Source organism: Candidatus Accumulibacter sp. ACC005, assembly GCF_907163215.1.
Classification (GTDB): Bacteria; Pseudomonadota; Gammaproteobacteria; order Burkholderiales; family Rhodocyclaceae; genus Accumulibacter; species Accumulibacter regalis.
In genome coordinates this window covers 1-16,808 of record NZ_CAJQUB010000017.1, presented here as the reverse complement: position 1 = coordinate 16,808, position 16,808 = coordinate 1, and the positions used below count along the sequence as shown (strand labels likewise).

Below are 16,808 nucleotides of genomic sequence, written 5' to 3'. Positions count from 1 at the left end.
GTTGGTGAGTGTTGGCGAAGGGTGCCGCGTGGGCTTCACTGGCGCGGATATTCAGCTGCTGGCGGCCATTCTCCGTTCAGGCGAGGTGCACGCAAGATAAAACACCGGTGGCAAGCGTGGGTTGCCCGTCGACGGGTCGTCAGCAGCGCGTTGTTTCGCTTGCCGCCGCTCATCGACAGGCGGATGCTACGCTACCGTGACGACTTGCGCTGTGCGAGATTTCACTGCGCGCCAATCAGTGCGCAGCGGTTCCACGAACCGGCCATCGCTTGACGGCTCGCCGGTGGCTGCTTCCGTGCCTTGACAAGCAAATAGCGCAGCCTCGAAGATAGGGCCAGCAGGGGGAGCGGGAGGCCAGGCTGCGCGTGACAGATGCGCCCGTCGAAGAACTTTTTTCCATGGTGGTCGACAGTGAGATGCTTTTGCGCGGCTTTTAGTGTTGTTCAGACAAGGCTGTGTTTGCTGGCCTTCGTGGCGCTGTTTCAGGCCGCCGGGCGCGTTGATGCGGCAGCGGGCGGCGCCGCCGTTCCTGCCGCGCACGAACTGTCGGAGCGTCGGGTTCTCTACGAGGGCGAAGAGGGCGCATCGTGCGCGAATTTTCTCACCGGTTCCCTCGCCTGGCAGCGACGTGGCGGCGACTGGCGGGACGCGCGCGGCAAGCTGCATGGTGATGCTCCGTTTGCCGAGGAGGCGCCCGGAACGCGCGCGACCATGTGGGACGTGACGGGGCTTGTTCGCCAGTGGGCCGACGCCGGTGTCAGTCGTGCCAGCTTTTTCTTGCGCTCGGTCTCGGGGCCGGGTTTCGCGATCTTCCTCAGCCGTGAAGCCAAGAGCCCTGCAGACTGGCCGATGCTCGTCCTGGAGCTGGCCGATGGTCGTCGCGAACTGCTCAAGCCGATCGCCGATACCCACCTCGACTGCTCGACCTACCGCTCGCTGGGTCGTTCCGAGACCCTGACGGTCTTCGGGACCGTCCCTGCCCTGCTGCAGTTTCAGTTGCCGGCCAAGCTCTCGGGCAGCCGTCTCAAGCGCGCGCAACTGGTGTTGTCGAGCGCGTCTGCGCCAGGCGGTGGAGCGATGCGCATCGGCGTCTTCGAAATCGCCGTGCCGGCGTTCCCGGCGCCGCCGGTGAGCCCCGGCCTGGCCGCCGACTATCCGGCCGACAAGGGAATCGAGAGCCACCCCGACGTCGTTTTTGCCGCTGGCTTCGACGAGTGGCTGCGCTGGCGCTGGGCCTGGGCCAAGGATTCGGCGGGTGAGTTCGACGTCGTCGGCGATGATTCGGTGCGCCACTTCGAACCGCTCGTTGGGAGTGCCTTGCGCGTCAATGTCAAGAAAGGCGACAACCTTGGCGTCGATCTGCGGCTCCTGCTCAAGGATCACGGCGGCGAACCGGACGAGCTGTACTTTCGCTACTATCTGCGTCTGGGTGACGACTGGGATCCGACCGTCGAAGCCGGCAAAATGCCCGGCCTGGCGGGTACCTACGGGACGGCGGGCTGGGGCGGCAGGCGTTCGGACGGCACCAACGGCTGGTCCTTGCGTGGCAGTTTCGGACGGGCATTCGCCAGCGACCATCCGCTGCACGGACTGACCCAGCTGGGGACCTACGCCTACCATGCCGACATGACCAGTGCCTACGGCGAAACCTGGATCTGGCCCGGCGCTCTTCTGCAGCGCAATCGCTGGTACTCGATAGAACAGCAGGTGCGCCTGAACAAACCCGGCGCAGCCGACGGACTGTTTCGCGTCTGGGTCGACGGGCGCCTGCTGCTCGAGCGTCAGCAGATTCGCATGCGCACCGTTGATCGCCTGCACATCGAAAGCGCCTGGCTGAACGTCTTCCATGGCGGCGTCGCTCGCTCACCTTACGACCAGCATCTGTACATCGACAACGTCGTCGTGGCGCGCCGCTACATTGGTCCGCTCGCCGCCAAGCCCGGCGGGGCGGCTGGGGCCGGCAAGTAAGACCGGCGTGTGCGGGCATCATTGGGCGGGCCGCGTCGCTTGTCGTCGCGGCAAGCATTCACAGAGTTGATTGGACCGCGGTCGAGGTCGTTTGCTAAGTTGACCGCCTGACTGCGATGCATCCGGCGCGTACGCCAGCGTCTCTACGGGGAGACCGACGATGAGCAGCTTGCCCAAAGACAATGGTTTTATTGGCGAATCCGTTGCTTTCCAGGAGATGCTGTCGATCCTCGCCAGGGTGGCGCGCTACGACACGACCGTCCTGATCAGCGGCGAAACCGGCAGCGGCAAGGAAATGGCGGCGCGTGCCATTCACTATCAGGGTCAACGCCGGGATCGACCATTCATCCCGGTCAATTGCGGCGCCTTGCCGGATCACCTGGTGGAAAACGAGCTTTTCGGACACGCCAGGGGCGCCTACACCGATGCCCGCGAGAGCCAGATCGGCCTGATCGCGCAGGCTGAGGGGGGAACACTGTTCCTCGACGAAGTCGATACGCTGACCGCCAAGGCGCAGGTCAGCCTGCTGCGCTTCCTGCAGGACGGTCAATACCGCCGTCTCGGCGGCAGCCTGATCGAAAAGGCCGACGTGCGCGTCGTTGCCGCTTGCAACAGCGATCTGTCGCAGGCGATCGACGAGGGCGTTTTTCGCGCCGACCTCTACTATCGGCTCGCGGCCATGGAACTGCAGGTGCCGCCGCTGCGCGCACGCGGGCAGGACGCCGTGCTCCTGGCGCGGCACGTCGTTGCCGAAGCGGCCCGTCAATACCACCTGGCGGTCAAGGAGCTGCACGCCGACACCGTGAATTGGCTGCTGGGCTACGCCTGGCCGGGCAATGTCCGCGAACTGCAGAATCGAATCCAGCGCGAGTTCCTGCTCTGTGAGGAGCCGGAAATCAGGGTCTGCGAAACAGCGCCGGACAGCGACCGCCGACAGCAGCCCGATCGTCGCCTGGCCTGCCCGACGACACTCAATTTCAATGAAGCCAAGCAGCAGGTGCTGCAGGCGTTCGAGCGTGGCCAGCTGCTGCGCCTGATGTCTGAAAGCGCCGGCAACGTTTCCAGCGCCGCCCGTCTGGCCGGCAAGGAGCGGCGTGCGCTCGGCAAGCTGCTCAAGAAGCACGGCATCGCACCGGAAAATTTCCGCCACAGCTGAACGGCGTTCGACCGTTCCCACCGGGTCGAGCAGCAGGCCGCGCTGCGGCAGCTGACTTGCCGGGGTGACGCTGATCGTCGCTCCTCTCCCCTTTACACCTTTCCCCAGCGCTTGCGGCTGCCGATTGCCGAGAGCGCTTTCTCCATAGCACGAAGATTGCTTACGGATGGGTGTCGTCCCGGGGAAAGGAAGCAATGCAGCCGCAGCCGCGCCTTAGCGAGGTGGTCGACGCCATCCTCCGCTACCTGTACAGCCATCCAGATGCTGCCGACACGGTCGATGGCATCTGCGAGTGGTGGCTGCCCAGGCATTGGCGTGTCGACGCCCGGTGCGTCGAAGCGGCCCTCCTGCGCATGCTGGCGCAAGGCCTGGTGCGTCGGCGCGAAAACGCCGACCGGCACGTCGTCTATTTGCGTGCCGACAAGGCCTCCCGAAGTTCCCCCGTCCAATAGCGCGTTTTTCTCTGACGCCAGGGAAGGATCTGGCCCATCGGGCGCGTGCCGGGTGGGGCAAAGCGGACCCACCCGGGTCACTGCGTACCCATTGCCATTAGATCAATCCCTTGCCGTTCTGGCCAACGCTATTGGTGCCATGGCAGGCGGCCAGCCGCAGGGTCGGCGACAAGCGTGCCGTATCCGACGTCTTTTCTGGCCTGGGTAGGCGCAGACCCATGTCGCCTGCCGCACTGGCCAGCTATTCCAGAAACATCTGCCGATACATGCGCTTAACCCGCCCGCCGGAGCTGGCACGAGCCTTGCTGCAGGGGATTGGCAAGGGCCTTGAGAAAAACAGGGCAAAGCGTTGCCGGGCGTGCGACAAGGCGGCCCGTGTAGCAGGTGATTACGCGCAGGAGGACGACGGCAAACGGATGGCAAACGTATTCGCGGTGCATTCGGTGGGAAGTTCGATCGCGACTTTCCTGCGCAACACCTATCCGGCGGAGATCGGCGGGCGCGCGTTGCCGGCCTGCGATTTCGAACTGGTGAGCGCCGGACAACTGGCCGGCGACGGCGAAGAGCGCAACCGCATCACGCTCTTTCTCTATCGCCTGTCGGTGAATGAGCACTCGCGGCAAAGTGCGCATCTGCGTGCTTCCGACAGTCGGCTGGTACCCCTCGGTCTGGATCTGCACTACCTCATGAGCAGCTGGGGAATGACCCCGCAGGACGAGCAGGTGGCGCTCACCTGGGCGCTGCGGCAGCTGCATGAATTCCCCGTGCTCGATGCGTCGTCGCTGACTCCCGACGCCGGATGGGCAAGCGACGAGGTCATCCAGATCGTTCCCTCCGAGTTGGCGACCGAGGACCTGATGCGCATCTGGGATGCCGTCACGCCTTCCTATCGGCTGTCGGTGTCCTACGTCGCGAGGCTGGTGCGGATCGACCCGGAAAGCGACGACGCGCAGTTCCGTCCGGTGCTCAGCGGGCGCTTTGCTTTCGGGGAGGAGGCGTCGTGAGGGTGCCTGCCTTGCACGAACTGGAGCGCCTTGAATGGCGCGTGCTCGGCGCCCTGCGGGCGGTCGACGGAACGACCGGCATCGCTCTGCGCGGGCGGCTCGAAGCCTCCGCTGCCGGGGCACGCATCGAGCGCAATCGCAGTGGCCTCTACGTGATCCACGAATGGTCGCGCCTGGCGACGCACGCCGCCGCTTTCGCGGCGCCCCCGGCGCTGCCTGCGCCGGGCAGCGAGCAGCTGGCGATCACGCTGCGCGATCCCGCCGGGCGTTATCTGCCGCGACTGGCCACTCTCGCGCTGCCGCGCGACCCGCAGGCGGCGGGTGCGGATTCGCTGTTTGCGGCGGTCGACGTTCCGCTCTATCCGAGCGCCGCTGCCGGGCTGGGGACCAACTGGACAGCCGTGCGCGTGAGCGTCACCGACAACGCCGACGGCGCAGCCCTGGGTGGCGCGCTGCTGCGTGTGGTGGCGGGCGCGGCGGTGCTCGCGCGCGGCATGAGTGACTGGCGTGGCGAGGCCCTGGTGCCGGTGGTCGGCGTGCCGGTGACCACCTGGTCGGAGGACGAGGATGCGGTGGTGGTGACCACTATCGCGGCCATTGTCGAAGTCTATTTCGACCCCGCACTGGGTACGCGCACGCCCATCGTCGATGTCCGTGCCGGTCGTCAGCCGGTGGTGACGCCGCTGGTGGACCCGGCTGATCTCGAAACCCGTCGTGCGGCCCTGGCGACGACGCAGCAGAACGTCAGCCTCGCCGCGCGGGGCGCCCTGAATCTCAACCTGGGCCTTGATCTGCCGTAGGCAGAGGGTCCGAAATCCGGGCATCCATGGCCCGGCACGCTCGATCGAAGGAGACCTGCCATGCCCGAGTACCTAGCTCCCGGCGTCTATGTCGAGGAAACCAGCTTCCGCGCCAAGTCAATCGAGGGCGTGGGGACCAGCACTACGGCGTTCGTGGGGCCGACCCGCAAGGGGCCGTTCCGCGCCAATAGCGACGATCAGGAGGTGCCCGAACTGCTCACCAGCTTCGGCGACTTCGAGCGCATCTACGGCGGCATCTCGGATCTGGCGCTTTCCGGACCCTCGCCCGACACCAACTACCTTGCCCACGCCGTGCGCGCGTTCTACAACGAGGGCGGTTCGCGACTCTACGTCTCGCGCGCAGTCGGCGCCGGGGCGGCAACGGCCAGCGGTCAGGTGAGCGCGGATGGCACCGCGGCCGACGAGGCGGTACATTTCGTCGCGCGTTTTCCGGGCAGTATCGGCAATGGGCAGGTCGTCGTGCGCGAGCAACGCGCCCCGGTGGCGTTGACGGCGATGGCCAACGCTCCGACAGGCAGCCTGCTGGTCACCGGCGCCGGCGCCGGTACGGCCTTCCACGTCAAGGTCGGCAACAACTGGCATCCCGCCACCGACCCGAGCGCTGCCGCCGAGGTGGCGACCGCGCTGGCTGCCGACACGCCGCGCCTGGTCAGCCTGCTGGTGGTGGCCATCGACGCCGACGGCGAGGACCTGAGCTTCGACGGTCTTGGCTTTGATCGCGGCCATCCGACCTGGGTCGGGCATGTGATGTCGGCCACCCCGGCGCGTCGCGCCGATCACCTGCAGAATATGTTCGCCATCACCATTGGCGCCAACGTCAGCGCCCTCGAGCTGCGCAACGCCCTGTTTACCGGCGCGGTCACCAACGCCGCCGGCGAGCTCGAGCGGGTCGTCGCGTTGATCGGCGGGCTCGATGGTGCCGCGCCGGTCGCTGCCAACTACGCGCTGGCGCTCGGCGAGCTGTCCGGCCTCGAAGACATCTCGATCGTCGCCGCGCCGGGTTCCTCGGCTTACGCCGAGGCGCAGGCGATCAACAACGTCGTCATCTCGCACGCCGAGTCGCGCCGCGCCTACCGCATCGCGGTACTCGACCTGCCGCGCGATCAGACCCCCGGACAGGCCCGTACCCTGCGCGGTCTCATCGATTCGCGTTACGCGGCGGTGTACTACCCCTGGGTGGTGGTGCCCAATCCGCTCGCCCGGCCCGGTCGAGAGGACATCCCGCGCGAGCTGGCGCTGCCGCCTTCGGGCTTCGTCAGCGGCATCTACGCGCGTAACGATGTCGAGCGCGGGGTCTGGAAGGCGCCGGCCAACGAAGTGGTCCGCGGCGCACTGCGCTTCGAGTTGGACATCAACTTCGCCCAGCAGGAAATGCTCAACCCGGTCGGCGTGAATTGCCTGCGCTACCTCTCGGGGCGCGGTTTCCGTGTCTGGGGCGCGCGACTGGCTTCGTCCGACCCCGAGTGGAAGTACGTGAACGTGCGCCGCTACTTCAACTACCTCGAGTCGTCGATCGACCGCGGCACGCAGTGGGCGGTGTTCGAACCCAACGGCGAGCGCCTGTGGGCCAACGTGCGGCAGACGATTTCCGACTACCTCTACAACGAATGGCGCAACGGGGCGCTGCTCGGGACCAAGACCGAGGAGGCCTACTTCGTCCGCTGCGACCGCAGCACCATGACCCAGAACGACCTCGACAACGGTCGCCTGGTTTGCCTGATCGGCGTGGCGGTGATCAAGCCGGCCGAATTCGTCATCTTCCGCATCGGCCAGAAAACCGCCGATGCCCGTGCCTGAGCGAGGGGGACTGAACCATGGCTGAGCGAATCACACCCTATGGCGCCTTCAACTTCGTCGTCAATTTCGACGGCGGCGAAGAGTTTGGCGGCTTCTCCGACGTTTCCGGCATCGGTACCGAGGTCACCGTCGCCGAATACCGCTCCGGCAACGACAAGGAAAATCACGTGCGCAAGGTGGCCGGCGTACACAAGGTCAGTGACGTCACCCTCAAGCGCGGCATCGTCAACTTCGACAGCCTGTGGTCGTGGCTCGACGAGACGCGCACCGCCGGGCCGGCGGCACAGAAGACGGTCGCCGTGACGCTGCTCGACGAAGCCCATAATCCGGTGCGCACCTGGCTCTTGCGCGGCTGCATCCCGATGAAGTACACCGGCCCGACCCTGGCCGGAAAGGGCGGTGGCGACGTGGCGATGGAAGAGATCGTCCTGGCCGCCGAAGGCTTCGAGATCCAGGCCTAGGCGAGACGGCTGCGATGATGCGCACACGTCTGCCGGCGGTATCGCTTGAACCTGGCTTGTTCGCGGGGGAAGGTGCATGAACGGCCTGTCCTTCGAACTGGCTCCACCGGCGGTTGCCCCCGATCCGAACCGGGTCGATGTGGCCTGTTTCGTGGGCTACGTCGGACGACGGGCGACCACCCTGCCGGCCGGCGTGCGCACGGCCCTGGCCGAGGCACGCTGGATCGCCGGGCCGTGGGCGCGGCCGCCTGCGGAGGTCGAGGCCTTGCTGCAGCTGCCGGTGGTGGTCGACAGCTGGAACGCCTTCGACGCCTTGTTTGCCTGGGACAGGCGGCCGGTCATGGGGCCTGTCGGCAGCGGCGAGCGGCGCTGCGCCAGCTATCTTGGCGCTGCCGTGCGCAGCTTCTTTGCCAATGGCGGGCGCCGTGCCTTGATCGTCCGCTGCGGCGATCCCTGGCCCTATATCGAGGCCGCCGGAAATCGTGCGGCGCAGCGTGCGACGCGGCTGGCGGCGTTGCTGGCGCCCGCTGCCAGCCCGATGGATCCGGCGAGCTGGATCGGCATCGGCCATCTCTCCGGCCTTCCCGAAGTGACGCTGCTGTGCCTGCCGGATCTGGCCGATATCTGCGCGACGGAAGCGGCGATCGTCGATGTCGAGGTCGAGCCGCCCAGCTCGCCCGAGGTCTTCGTCGACTGTTCGAACAACGCCGCGGCAGCGGTCGAGCAGGATGTCGGTCTGCGCGATCTGGCGCCGCCGCGTGCCGATGACGAGGCTTTCATCGCCTGGCGCAACGCCGTTGGCACGGTCCGCGAGCGCCTTGCCCGGCAGCACCGCGAGATGCTGCTCGTCGCCGCGCTGCCGCTGCCGATGGCCAACGCGCGCAACGCCGACACCTGGGCGCAGGCCGATTTCCACGGTTATCTCGAAAACGCCAGCGTGCTCGCTGCACCCGATAGCAGCAATGCCGGTCGCGCCGCGGCCAGCGCTTTCGTACAACTGGCCTGGCCGTGGCTGCGAACTGCCCACAGCGCCGACCTGCCGGGCGCGCTCGAAGCGCCAGACGGCCTGCTCGCCGGCCTTCTGGCGATCAATGCGCTGGCGCGGGGTACTTTTCGCTCGCTCGCCGGCACGCCTCTCGCCGCGGTTTCGGGCAGCGAGCCCGTGCTGGCCTGGAGCGGCATCGCCGAAACGCCGTCCGACCGCCTCGCGCGGCGGGTGTGCGTGATCGCGCCCTCGCCTGTGGGCTGGGCGCTGCATTCGGATGTCACGGCCAGCGCCGACGAAGCCTGGCGTGCCGGCGGCGTCAGCCGCTTGCTGGGGGCGATCTTGCGTGCTGCCCGGCGCAGTGGCGAAGCGGCCCTCTTCGAGGCCAGCGGGCCGGCTCTGTGGCAGCGCATCGAGCGCAGCCTCGGGCACTTGCTGACCGCCTTCTGGCGAGAGGGGGCTCTCGGCGGGGCTTCGCCGGAGGAGGCCTTCAGCGTGCGTTGCGACCGCAGCACCATGAGCCAGGCCGATCTCGACAACGGCCGTCTGCGCGCCGAAGTCAGCATCCTGCCGCTGGCGGCGGTCGAGCGTATCCGGGTGGTGCTCGACCTCAGCGGTGGTGGCGCCGCCGAAGCGCTGCGCGAGGTGGCGTGATGAACGACATCCCCTTGCACGTCTTCCGCTTCCAGGTCAGCTTCAGCCAGCAGGCGCTGGCCAATCCGACTGGCGCCAGCGTGCCGCTGTGCCGCGGCGCGTTCTCCGAGTGCACCGGGCTCGAAGCGACCATGGAACCTAAGGTGATCAAGGTCGGCGGCAGCAACTACGGCGCGGTGCAACGGGCCGGCCAGGTGAGTTTCGCCACCGTCGTTCTCAAACGCGGCATGACCGACACCCGCGACCTGTGGAACTGGTTCGCCAGCGTTGCCGGCGGCGCCTACGCCTACCGCCTGCACGTCGAGATCGAGATGCGCAACAGCGCTGACCAGGCGGTTGTCGCCTGGGCGCTGCGCCGTGCGCTGCCGGTCAAGTTCAAGGCCGCCGACCTCAATGCCAAGGGCAGCGAGATCGGCATCGAGGAACTGCATCTGGCCCACGAGGGCCTGGTGCTCGTTAGCTGAGGCCAGCCATGCCCGAATTCCCCGCACAGCTTGCCGAGGCGCCCGCTACCTTCGAGACGATGACCGGTCCGAGCGTACAGGTGAGCGTGCATTTCAATCCCGCCAGCCTGCAGCACACAGTCTCGAACACCCTCAAGGAAGAGGGCCGGGGGGCCAAGAAGAAGCAGTACGTCAGCCAGACGACGGCCAAGCTGACCATGGATCTGGTCTTCGACACCACCGGCACCGGCGCGGACGTTCGCATCACGACCAACGAGATGGCGAAACTCCTGCAGCCGATCCCCGAGGGCCAGAGCAAGAAGGTGCCGCCGGTGGTGAAGTTCAGCTGGGGCGCGTACTCGTTCACCGGCATGGTCGAGCAGTACAAGGAGACGATCGACTTCTTCGCCAGCGGCGGCCTGCCGCTGCGCTCGTCGATCAATCTGACGCTGTCGAGTCAGGACGTCACTTTCGAGGGCGGTACCAGCAACAACCGGGCCACGGTGGATGACGTGCGTGGCCCCGAGCCGGTGGTCATTGCCGACGATGATGGCCCGCGCGGCGGTGCGCAGGGCGCGGCCAACAAGGCCGGCGACCCGCGCGCGGCACGCGGAATCGCCGCCGCCAATGGCGCGGCGAGCCTGCGTTTCGGTGCCGGCGGCGGACTTGCGGTAGGGGCTTCGGCAAGCGTCGGTTTCTCGGCCGGGGCGTCGGTCGGGGCCGGGTTCTCGGCCGGTATCGGGGCGTCGGCGGGCGGTGGCTTTTCGGCTTCGGCGGCGGCCTCGGCCGGAGGCAGCGCGAATCTGCTGCCGGCGGCGGCCTTCGCCGCCGGAGGCGGGGCCGGACTGAGTGTCGGCGCCGGTGCTGGGCTGGCTGTTGGCGGTGGGGCAGGACTGGCAATTGGCGGCGGGGCAGGGCTGAGCGTTGGCGGTGGCGCCGGTTTGAGTATGGGTGGCAGCGCCTCGGCTTCCTTCGCGGCTGGCGCCGGGGCTTCGGCAAGCGCCGGTTTCTCCGGGCTGCGGGTGGAGAGCAAAGTGAGTTCGCGACCGCTGTCGGTGAGCAGTCTGTTGCCGGCTTCAGCAAGCATTTCCAGCGCCGGCACGGTCGCCGTCGGCGGGCGTCTGATCGACGCCGGGGGCAGCGGTTTGAAGGTCAATGTGAGCGCTGACGCCGACTTCGTCATCGGCGCGCGCCAGGGCTAAGGGAGCGAGTCATGCCGATCATGATCGAAGAGATGCAGGCCGAGGTCAGACCGGAGCAGGAGGCGCCGCAGTCGGCGAGCGCCGCGCCGACGCCCGACGCCGCGCGCGAGGCCGAGGCGGTCGAAGCGACGCTGCGCGAACTCGCCCTGCGCAACGAGCGCCGCCAGCGATGGCACGCGGATTAGGAGGCCATCAGCATGCCTAGCGAAACCTCGGTCAGCCAGTCCGCCGTCTATCGTGCCCGGCCCACGCTCCGGCTCGCCGGGCAGGAGGATCTGCGCGTTTCGGAGCTGCTCATCGCCCTGCGCATCGAGGAGTCCGAGGGGGGGATGAGCCGGGCAGAACTGCGTTTCTCGAACTGGGCGAGTACCACCGACGGCGGTGCGGAGTACGCCTTCGAGGACGGTTCCCGGATCGCGCTGGGCACGGCCATCGAGGTCTACGCCGGTGACGAGACGCAGGCACGCGAGATCTTCCGCGGTGTGGTCAGCGGTCTCGAGGCCGAATTCGCACAGGGGTCGCCGCCCGAACTGGTGGTGCTTGCCGAAGATCCGCTCGGTCGCGCGCGCATGGCCCGGCGCAGCAAGGTCTACAGCGACATGTCGCCGGCCGACGTGGTCGATGCCGTGGCCAACGAACTGGGGCTGCGCCCGTCGGTGCAGGGTTTGAGCGAGCCGATCGGCACCTGGGCGCAACTCAACGAAAGCGATCTCGCCTTCCTGCGCCGCCTGCTCGGGCGTTTCGACGCCGATCTGCAGATCGTTGGCGACGAGTTGCAGGTGGCCCCGCGGGGAGACGTCCGGCGCGGTGAACTGAGCCTCGAGCTGCACGGTCAGCTGGCCCGCGCCCGGGTGGTCGCCGATCTCGCGCAACAGGTGAGCAGCATCACCGCCGCGGGCTGGGATGCGGTTGCCGGCAGCGCCGTCAGCGCCGAGGTCAGCAGTCTCAGTCACGGCGGACCGGGCAGCGGCACCAGCGGCGCCGACTGGCTGCGTCGCGCGCTCGACCGGCGTAGCGAACACCTCGGTCACCTGGCGCTGGCGACCGACGGTGAAGCCCGGGCAGTGGCCGCAGCGGCTTTCGATCAACGCGCGCGGCGCTTCGTGCGTCTCGACGGCGTCGCCGAGGGCAACGCGCAGCTTCGCGTCGGCACGACGGTGGCGGTCAGCGGTTTGTCCGGGCGCTGGGACAACAGCTATTACGTCGTCGAGGCACGCCACCGTTACGACGTGCACGCAGGCTATCGCACCGAGTTCGTCGGCGAGTGTGCGTATCTCGGGGAGGCTTCCTGATGGATCGCGCGCCGCATTTCCAGCCTGCCGCCGGATGGCTCAACGGCGCCCAGCTCGCCCGCGTGGTCGATATCGCCGACCCCGAACGGCGCAACCGGGTGCAACTGCGCCTGCTCGCCTTCGATGCCGTCGACGGTCAGGATGCGCCCTTGTGGGCGCGCGTGGTGTGCCCCTTTGCCGGTGCCGATCGCGGCGCCTTCCTGATGCCCGACGTCGACGACGAAGTGCTGGTCGTCTTCCTGCACGGCGATCCGCGCTATCCGCTGGTCGTCGGCGGCCTGTGGAGCGGCGCCAACGCGGCACCGGCCGAGCTCGGCGACGAGGGCAACCGCTTCAAGCGCATCCGCTCGAAGAACGGCGTCACCGTCACCCTCGACGACCAGCAGGGTCAGGAGCTATTGCTGCTTGAAACGCGGGCGGGCAGAAGCTCACCCTCTCCGACGGGCCGGGCAAGGTCACCGTCGAGGATGCCAACGGCAATCGGGTGGTCATGGAGGCGGCGCGGATCAGCATCACGGCCAGCGCCGAGGTCAAGGTCGAGGCGCCGCAGGTGAAGGTCAGCGCCGGCATGGTCACCGTCGATACCGCCATGGCCAAGTTCTCCGGCATCGTCAAGTGCGAGGTCCTGCAGGCGACGTCGGTGGTGTCCACCAGCTACACACCGGGAGCGGGAAACATATGGTGAGCCATCACGAGGTGATCCTCTCGGCCCCGCGCGACCTCGCCGTCGGCGGCGCGCCGGCGATCCTGCAGCGCAGCGACGAAGACTTCATCGAGGCGGTACTGACCCGTCTGCGCGACGCCGACGGGCGCATCGGCCTGCGCGCCAGTCTGGCGCGCTCGGTCAGCGTTGCCGGCGGCACCGATACGCGGCCGAGCAGCAAGCGCAACAGCGGCCGCGGGCTGTTCAACAAGCTGCGCGATGCCAGCCGCCAATTGGGTCTCGCCGGCGGGCGGGTGGCCGCACCGCCGGTGCTGGAGAGCGCGCCGGGGAGTGACCAGCAACTCGTCGAAGGGATTCGCCGTAGCGCCGAAGGGGCGCAGGTTCTCAAGCTCTTCCATGCCGATCCAGCGCCAGTTCAACCTGGCGGTGATGGAAGCGCGTTGCGACACGCCGGGCGAACCGCGCATCGACCCGACGCGCGTGGACAGCGCCGGCATGGTCATCCGCCGGCTGGTGCGCGATTCCCAGGGGCGTGAAGTGAAGCAGGGCTGGATGCGCGCCGGCGAAAGCCTCAAGGGCTGGGCCCGCGTCGGCGCGGCGGCCGACGGCATTGCCCGCGGCAACCGCCACGACCCCGAAGCGCTGCGTCGGCTTAGCCGGCCGAACGACCGGCCAGCCGGTCCTCGACCACGAGTTACTCGCAGCTGCTGGCGGCCCAGGAAGACGCGCTGCTCAACGAGTCGGTGGTGCCGATGTTCGTCGCTCCGACCGACGTCTGCAAGGCCGCGGCGGGCCACGCTGTTCTACGGCCTGATCCCGACGACCAGCAGCGAAAAGGACCGAAGGCGGCGCACCCGGGTTTCGACGAGGCGGCGTTCGGCCCGACGACGGCGGATTTCAAGGCGCACCTGGTTGGCCCGCTGCGCGGCGTCGCCGACAGCTTGCCGCGGCCGGGCCGCGCCCTGACCCCCCGATATGGCGGGCATTGCCGGCAACGCCGCCGACTCGGAGCGCAGCGCGATGAAGCGCTTTCTACTCCTGCTGCGCCAGCTGGCGGTAGAGTTCGACGCCTTCGCCGACAGCGCCGAGGCCGATGCGCTGATGGTGGTGCTCAACGGCATCGCCCTGCCGCTCGCCGACGCCGATGGCAAGCCGGTCGCCGGCAGCCGCCCGGCGGGCGATTTCCTCGCCGCGGCGAGCCGAATCCTGCTCATGAGGAATCGATCTCGCCGGCGCCGACCATCCCGGCTCGCTGGCCGGCGCTCGACACCGGTACCAGCGAGGCACTGGCGCGCGCACTGTCGGCGTGCCTGCGCGTACGCTTCGAGGCGGTGAGTGGCGTCGCCGGGCGCTTCGACGACCCGGAAGCCCGCTACGTGCTGCGCGCCTTCGTCCGCCTGAAGCCGGAAGGCGTCTGCCCGGCACGCACCGGTGTGGGGCGACTACAGCCCGGCTTTCGTGATTGCGCCGTGGTACGAAGGCAGTGGTGCGCCGCCGGTGCAGGTTGCCCCTGCACGACCCGGGCGACAAGGAAATGCTCAAGAAGCTCAAGCCCAACGTCGCGTTCACCGTTCCGGCGTCGATGCAGAACCTGCTCAGTGGCGATCCCCTCGATCGGATGGACGGCAAGAAGCCGGCCGACAGCGGCCTCAAGCTGGGCTGGATCTGCAGCTTCAACATTCCGATCATCACCATCTGCGCGTTCATCGTGCTGAATATCTTCCTGTCGCTGTTCGACCTGTTCTTCCGCTGGATGATGTTCATCAAGATCTGCATCCCCTTCCCCAAGAAGGGCGGAGGTGAGTCATGAGCGCGAGTCAGCTCCCTCGCCCGCTGGTCGGCTGGCCGCTGTTCGCATTGCCCGACGAACGCGGCCAACTCGACTGGCCGGATCTCTCGAAGCCAGCGTGCGCCAGGGAATCCGCGTGATTCCTCAGCACCCGGCCCGGTGAGCAGCTGATGCGCCCCGAGTTCGGCGCCGGACTCGACCGCCTGCTGCACGCGCCCAACAACCTCGCCACGCGTCGCCAGATTCGCGACTGGGTGATGGAATCGCTCGGCCGCTGGGAGCGGCGCATCGTCCTCGACCGGGTGGAGGTGTTCGAAGTAAGCCGACGAGCCCTCCGACCTGCGGGTCGAGATCGCCTATCGACTGGCCCGCTCCCCGGAACGCCCGGCGCGCTGGCCGTGACCGTTCGACTGGAGGTAAGGCTGATGCCGATCCTGCCGCCCCGTCTCGATGACCGCAGCTTCGACGATCTGCTCGAAGACCTGCTGGCCCCGCGTCCCGGCGCACACGCCGGAATGGACCAACCCACGCCTCGGCGATCCCGGTCGCACCCTGCTCGAGCTCTTTGCCTGGCTCGGCGACGCGCTGCTCTATCGCGCCAACCTGATCCCCGAGCGCCAGCGGCTGGTGTTCCTCAAGCTGCTTGGCCAGGGCTTGCGGCCGGCACGGCCGGCCGGCGGAATCGTCAGTCTGGCCTTTGCCCAGCCGAGCGAACTCTCCGCCGTGACGCTTGCCCCCCGGTGCGCGAATCAAGGCGCCACTGCCCTTCGAAACGCTGGCCGAAACCACCCTCCTGCCGGTGGCCGCCGAGGTCTGGTACAAGCAGCCGCTGGCCGACGCCGACGCGGCGCGCATGGAAGCGGTGATCGCCGGTCTGCAGAAAGTGCATCGCCTCGACGGCGCCGCCAAGGGCTATCTCGCGTCACCACTCTTTGCCGGCGGTCAGGCGGCCAGCGGTGAGGGGTGTGGACGTCTTCGCCCTGGGCGCCGATCGCGCGCTGTGGCTGGCCCTCCTGGCGCCCGCCGCGCAGCGCCCGAACAGCAGGCGGCGACCAATATTGCCGCACGCACTGCGCTGGGCGGCGGCGACAGCGGGGCGACCGCGATGCTCTCGGTCGGCGTGGTGCCGGCGCTGGCTGCACCGGCGCTGTTCGAGGAAGTCGGCCAGCGCGCGCGCGTGTCGGTCTTGTGGGAGGTGGTCACCCGCGGTGCGGACGGCGTCAATGCCGACTACCTGACCGTCGAGCCCTTCCCCGGCGACGCCAACGACAGCACCGCCGGGCTGACGCGACCAGGCGTGCTGCGCCTGCCGATGCCCGACGAATCGCTGATCTGGGCGCCGGTCAACGACGTCGGCGAGAACCCGCGCGCCGGCGTCGGCGATAATCCGCCGCGCGTCGACGACGCGGAAAAAGCCGCCCGGCTGATCGGCTGGCTGCGTCTGCGGCCCAAGCCCGCAGCGGGGTTGAAGCATCCCCTCGCTGGCCTGGTGTGCGTCCCAATGCCGTCGCCTTCGATCAGCGCAGCAACCCTCGAAGCTCGCGTGCTGGGATGTATCCACCGTGCCCGGCCGACCAGGGTCTTCCCTTTGCCGGCCGCTTCGGGGGTCGACGCCGCGACCCTGCAGCATGCCAGGTCGAGGAGCCCGGTCCGGCTATCAGCCGTGGCAGCGGTCGACGATCTGGCGCCATCTCGTGCCGACCGCGCTGTGGGCGCGCGAGCGCCGGTCTATCGACTCGACCCGTGCTGGCAGCCTGCGTTTCGGGGACGGCGTGCGCGTGCCGGGCGTTCCCGAGCGCCAGATGCTATCCTCCTGTCCTAGATCGGCCGTTTCGGTGCGGCCGTGCCGGCATCCTGCCGGCTCCAGCCTGAAGCGAGCTTTGCGTCGGGGCCTGACTCGTCGGTGGTGGCTCGGACGATGCCGGCGATCAAGGTGCGTGGCAGGCCGCTGCCACCGAAGCGGCGAAGTACGGTCGAAAGTCTGGCCCGCGCCGAACAGCGCATTTCCGTCGCTGCTGCGGCCATCGTTGATCGCCGCGTGACGCCGACTATTACCGCCGCCTGGCGCAGGAGGTGCCCGCAACCGACTTTTCGCGGCGTCGAGGTGCTGCCGCGTTCAA

General features: G+C 68.2%; 20 protein-coding genes and 1 pseudogene. 20 read left to right on the top strand and 1 reads right to left on the bottom strand.

The window, feature by feature from the left end:
* The first annotated feature begins 459 nt into the window (after positions 1 to 459).
* The 20 genes and pseudogenes from QZ613_RS20075 (at position 460) to QZ613_RS19980 (ending at position 16,510) form a co-directional block, all read left to right on the top strand.
* Positions 460 to 1,968 carry a polysaccharide lyase gene (locus tag QZ613_RS20075; protein ID WP_291903141.1) on the top strand — a complete coding sequence of 503 codons (1,509 nt, stop codon included), beginning with the start codon at positions 460 to 462 and terminating at the stop codon, positions 1,966 to 1,968.
* A 160-nt stretch (positions 1,969 to 2,128) separates the two neighbouring features.
* A complete protein-coding gene (locus tag QZ613_RS20070) occupies positions 2,129 to 3,124 on the top strand; it encodes a sigma-54 dependent transcriptional regulator (RefSeq protein ID WP_291903144.1) in 996 nt (331 codons plus the stop codon).
* Between the two features lie 194 nt (positions 3,125 to 3,318).
* Entirely contained in the window at positions 3,319 to 3,576 is a 258-nt protein-coding gene (locus QZ613_RS20065) for a hypothetical protein (protein ID WP_042335555.1), read from the top strand.
* A 416-nt stretch (positions 3,577 to 3,992) separates the two neighbouring features.
* Positions 3,993 to 4,580 carry a DUF4255 domain-containing protein gene (locus tag QZ613_RS20060; protein ID WP_291903147.1) on the top strand — a complete coding sequence of 196 codons (588 nt, stop codon included), beginning with the start codon at positions 3,993 to 3,995 and terminating at the stop codon, positions 4,578 to 4,580.
* Positions 4,577 to 5,380: a hypothetical protein gene (locus QZ613_RS20055; protein WP_291983749.1), complete on the top strand. Its 804-nt coding sequence runs from the start codon at positions 4,577 to 4,579 to the stop codon at positions 5,378 to 5,380. The genes QZ613_RS20060 and QZ613_RS20055 overlap by 4 nt, the downstream gene beginning before the upstream one ends.
* A gap of 60 nt (positions 5,381 to 5,440) precedes the next feature.
* Entirely contained in the window at positions 5,441 to 7,198 is a 1,758-nt protein-coding gene (locus QZ613_RS20050) for a phage tail sheath subtilisin-like domain-containing protein (RefSeq protein WP_043566788.1), read from the top strand.
* 17 nt (positions 7,199 to 7,215) lie between these two features.
* Positions 7,216 to 7,659 (top strand): phage tail protein, encoded by a 444-nt coding sequence (locus QZ613_RS20045; protein WP_043566786.1) that lies wholly within the window; start codon positions 7,216 to 7,218, stop codon positions 7,657 to 7,659.
* Positions 7,660 to 7,735: 76 nt separating this feature from the next.
* On the top strand, positions 7,736 to 9,298 hold the full coding sequence (locus QZ613_RS20040) for a hypothetical protein (RefSeq protein WP_043566783.1): 1,563 nt from the start codon (positions 7,736 to 7,738) through the stop codon (positions 9,296 to 9,298).
* On the top strand, positions 9,298 to 9,762 hold the full coding sequence (locus tag QZ613_RS20035) for a phage tail protein (protein WP_043566780.1): 465 nt from the start codon (positions 9,298 to 9,300) through the stop codon (positions 9,760 to 9,762). Before QZ613_RS20040 ends, QZ613_RS20035 begins: the two co-directional genes overlap by 1 nt.
* An 8-nt stretch (positions 9,763 to 9,770) precedes the next feature.
* A complete protein-coding gene (locus QZ613_RS20030; protein WP_291903154.1) occupies positions 9,771 to 10,943 on the top strand; it encodes a hypothetical protein in 1,173 nt (390 codons plus the stop codon).
* 11 nt (positions 10,944 to 10,954) lie between these two features.
* Entirely contained in the window at positions 10,955 to 11,128 is a 174-nt protein-coding gene (locus tag QZ613_RS20025) for a hypothetical protein (protein WP_291903156.1), read from the top strand.
* Between the two features lie 12 nt (positions 11,129 to 11,140).
* Positions 11,141 to 12,235, top strand: a complete 1,095-nt coding sequence (locus tag QZ613_RS20020) for a contractile injection system protein, VgrG/Pvc8 family (protein ID WP_291903159.1) — start codon at positions 11,141 to 11,143, stop codon at positions 12,233 to 12,235.
* Positions 12,235 to 12,789: a phage baseplate assembly protein V gene (locus tag QZ613_RS20015; RefSeq protein WP_291983748.1), complete on the top strand. Its 555-nt coding sequence runs from the start codon at positions 12,235 to 12,237 to the stop codon at positions 12,787 to 12,789. Before QZ613_RS20020 ends, QZ613_RS20015 begins: the two co-directional genes overlap by 1 nt.
* Positions 12,786 to 12,920 (top strand): hypothetical protein, encoded by a 135-nt coding sequence (locus QZ613_RS20010; RefSeq protein WP_291983746.1) that lies wholly within the window; start codon positions 12,786 to 12,788, stop codon positions 12,918 to 12,920. Before QZ613_RS20015 ends, QZ613_RS20010 begins: the two co-directional genes overlap by 4 nt.
* On the top strand, positions 12,914 to 13,435 hold the full coding sequence (locus tag QZ613_RS20005) for a hypothetical protein (RefSeq protein ID WP_291983742.1): 522 nt from the start codon (positions 12,914 to 12,916) through the stop codon (positions 13,433 to 13,435). Before QZ613_RS20010 ends, QZ613_RS20005 begins: the two co-directional genes overlap by 7 nt.
* Positions 13,436 to 13,919: 484 nt before the next feature.
* Complete coding sequence (locus QZ613_RS20000) at positions 13,920 to 14,234, top strand: hypothetical protein (RefSeq protein ID WP_291983741.1); 315 nt, start codon at positions 13,920 to 13,922, stop codon at positions 14,232 to 14,234.
* A 169-nt stretch (positions 14,235 to 14,403) separates the two neighbouring features.
* Positions 14,404 to 14,709 (top strand): hypothetical protein, encoded by a 306-nt coding sequence (locus QZ613_RS19995; RefSeq protein WP_291983739.1) that lies wholly within the window; start codon positions 14,404 to 14,406, stop codon positions 14,707 to 14,709.
* Positions 14,706 to 14,828 carry a hypothetical protein gene (locus QZ613_RS19990; protein ID WP_291983737.1) on the top strand — a complete coding sequence of 41 codons (123 nt, stop codon included), beginning with the start codon at positions 14,706 to 14,708 and terminating at the stop codon, positions 14,826 to 14,828. Before QZ613_RS19995 ends, QZ613_RS19990 begins: the two co-directional genes overlap by 4 nt.
* A gap of 30 nt (positions 14,829 to 14,858) precedes the next feature.
* Positions 14,859 to 14,939 (top strand): annotated as a pseudogene (locus QZ613_RS19985) (baseplate assembly protein); the annotation flags it as partial.
* A 479-nt stretch (positions 14,940 to 15,418) separates the two neighbouring features.
* On the top strand, positions 15,419 to 16,510 hold the full coding sequence (locus QZ613_RS19980; RefSeq protein WP_291983735.1) for a hypothetical protein: 1,092 nt from the start codon (positions 15,419 to 15,421) through the stop codon (positions 16,508 to 16,510).
* Here the strand turns inward: QZ613_RS19980 and QZ613_RS19975 are convergent.
* A partial coding sequence (locus tag QZ613_RS19975) for a hypothetical protein (RefSeq protein ID WP_291983733.1) occupies positions 16,507 to 16,808 on the bottom strand: 302 nt, incomplete at its 5' end. The genes QZ613_RS19980 and QZ613_RS19975 overlap by 4 nt on opposite strands.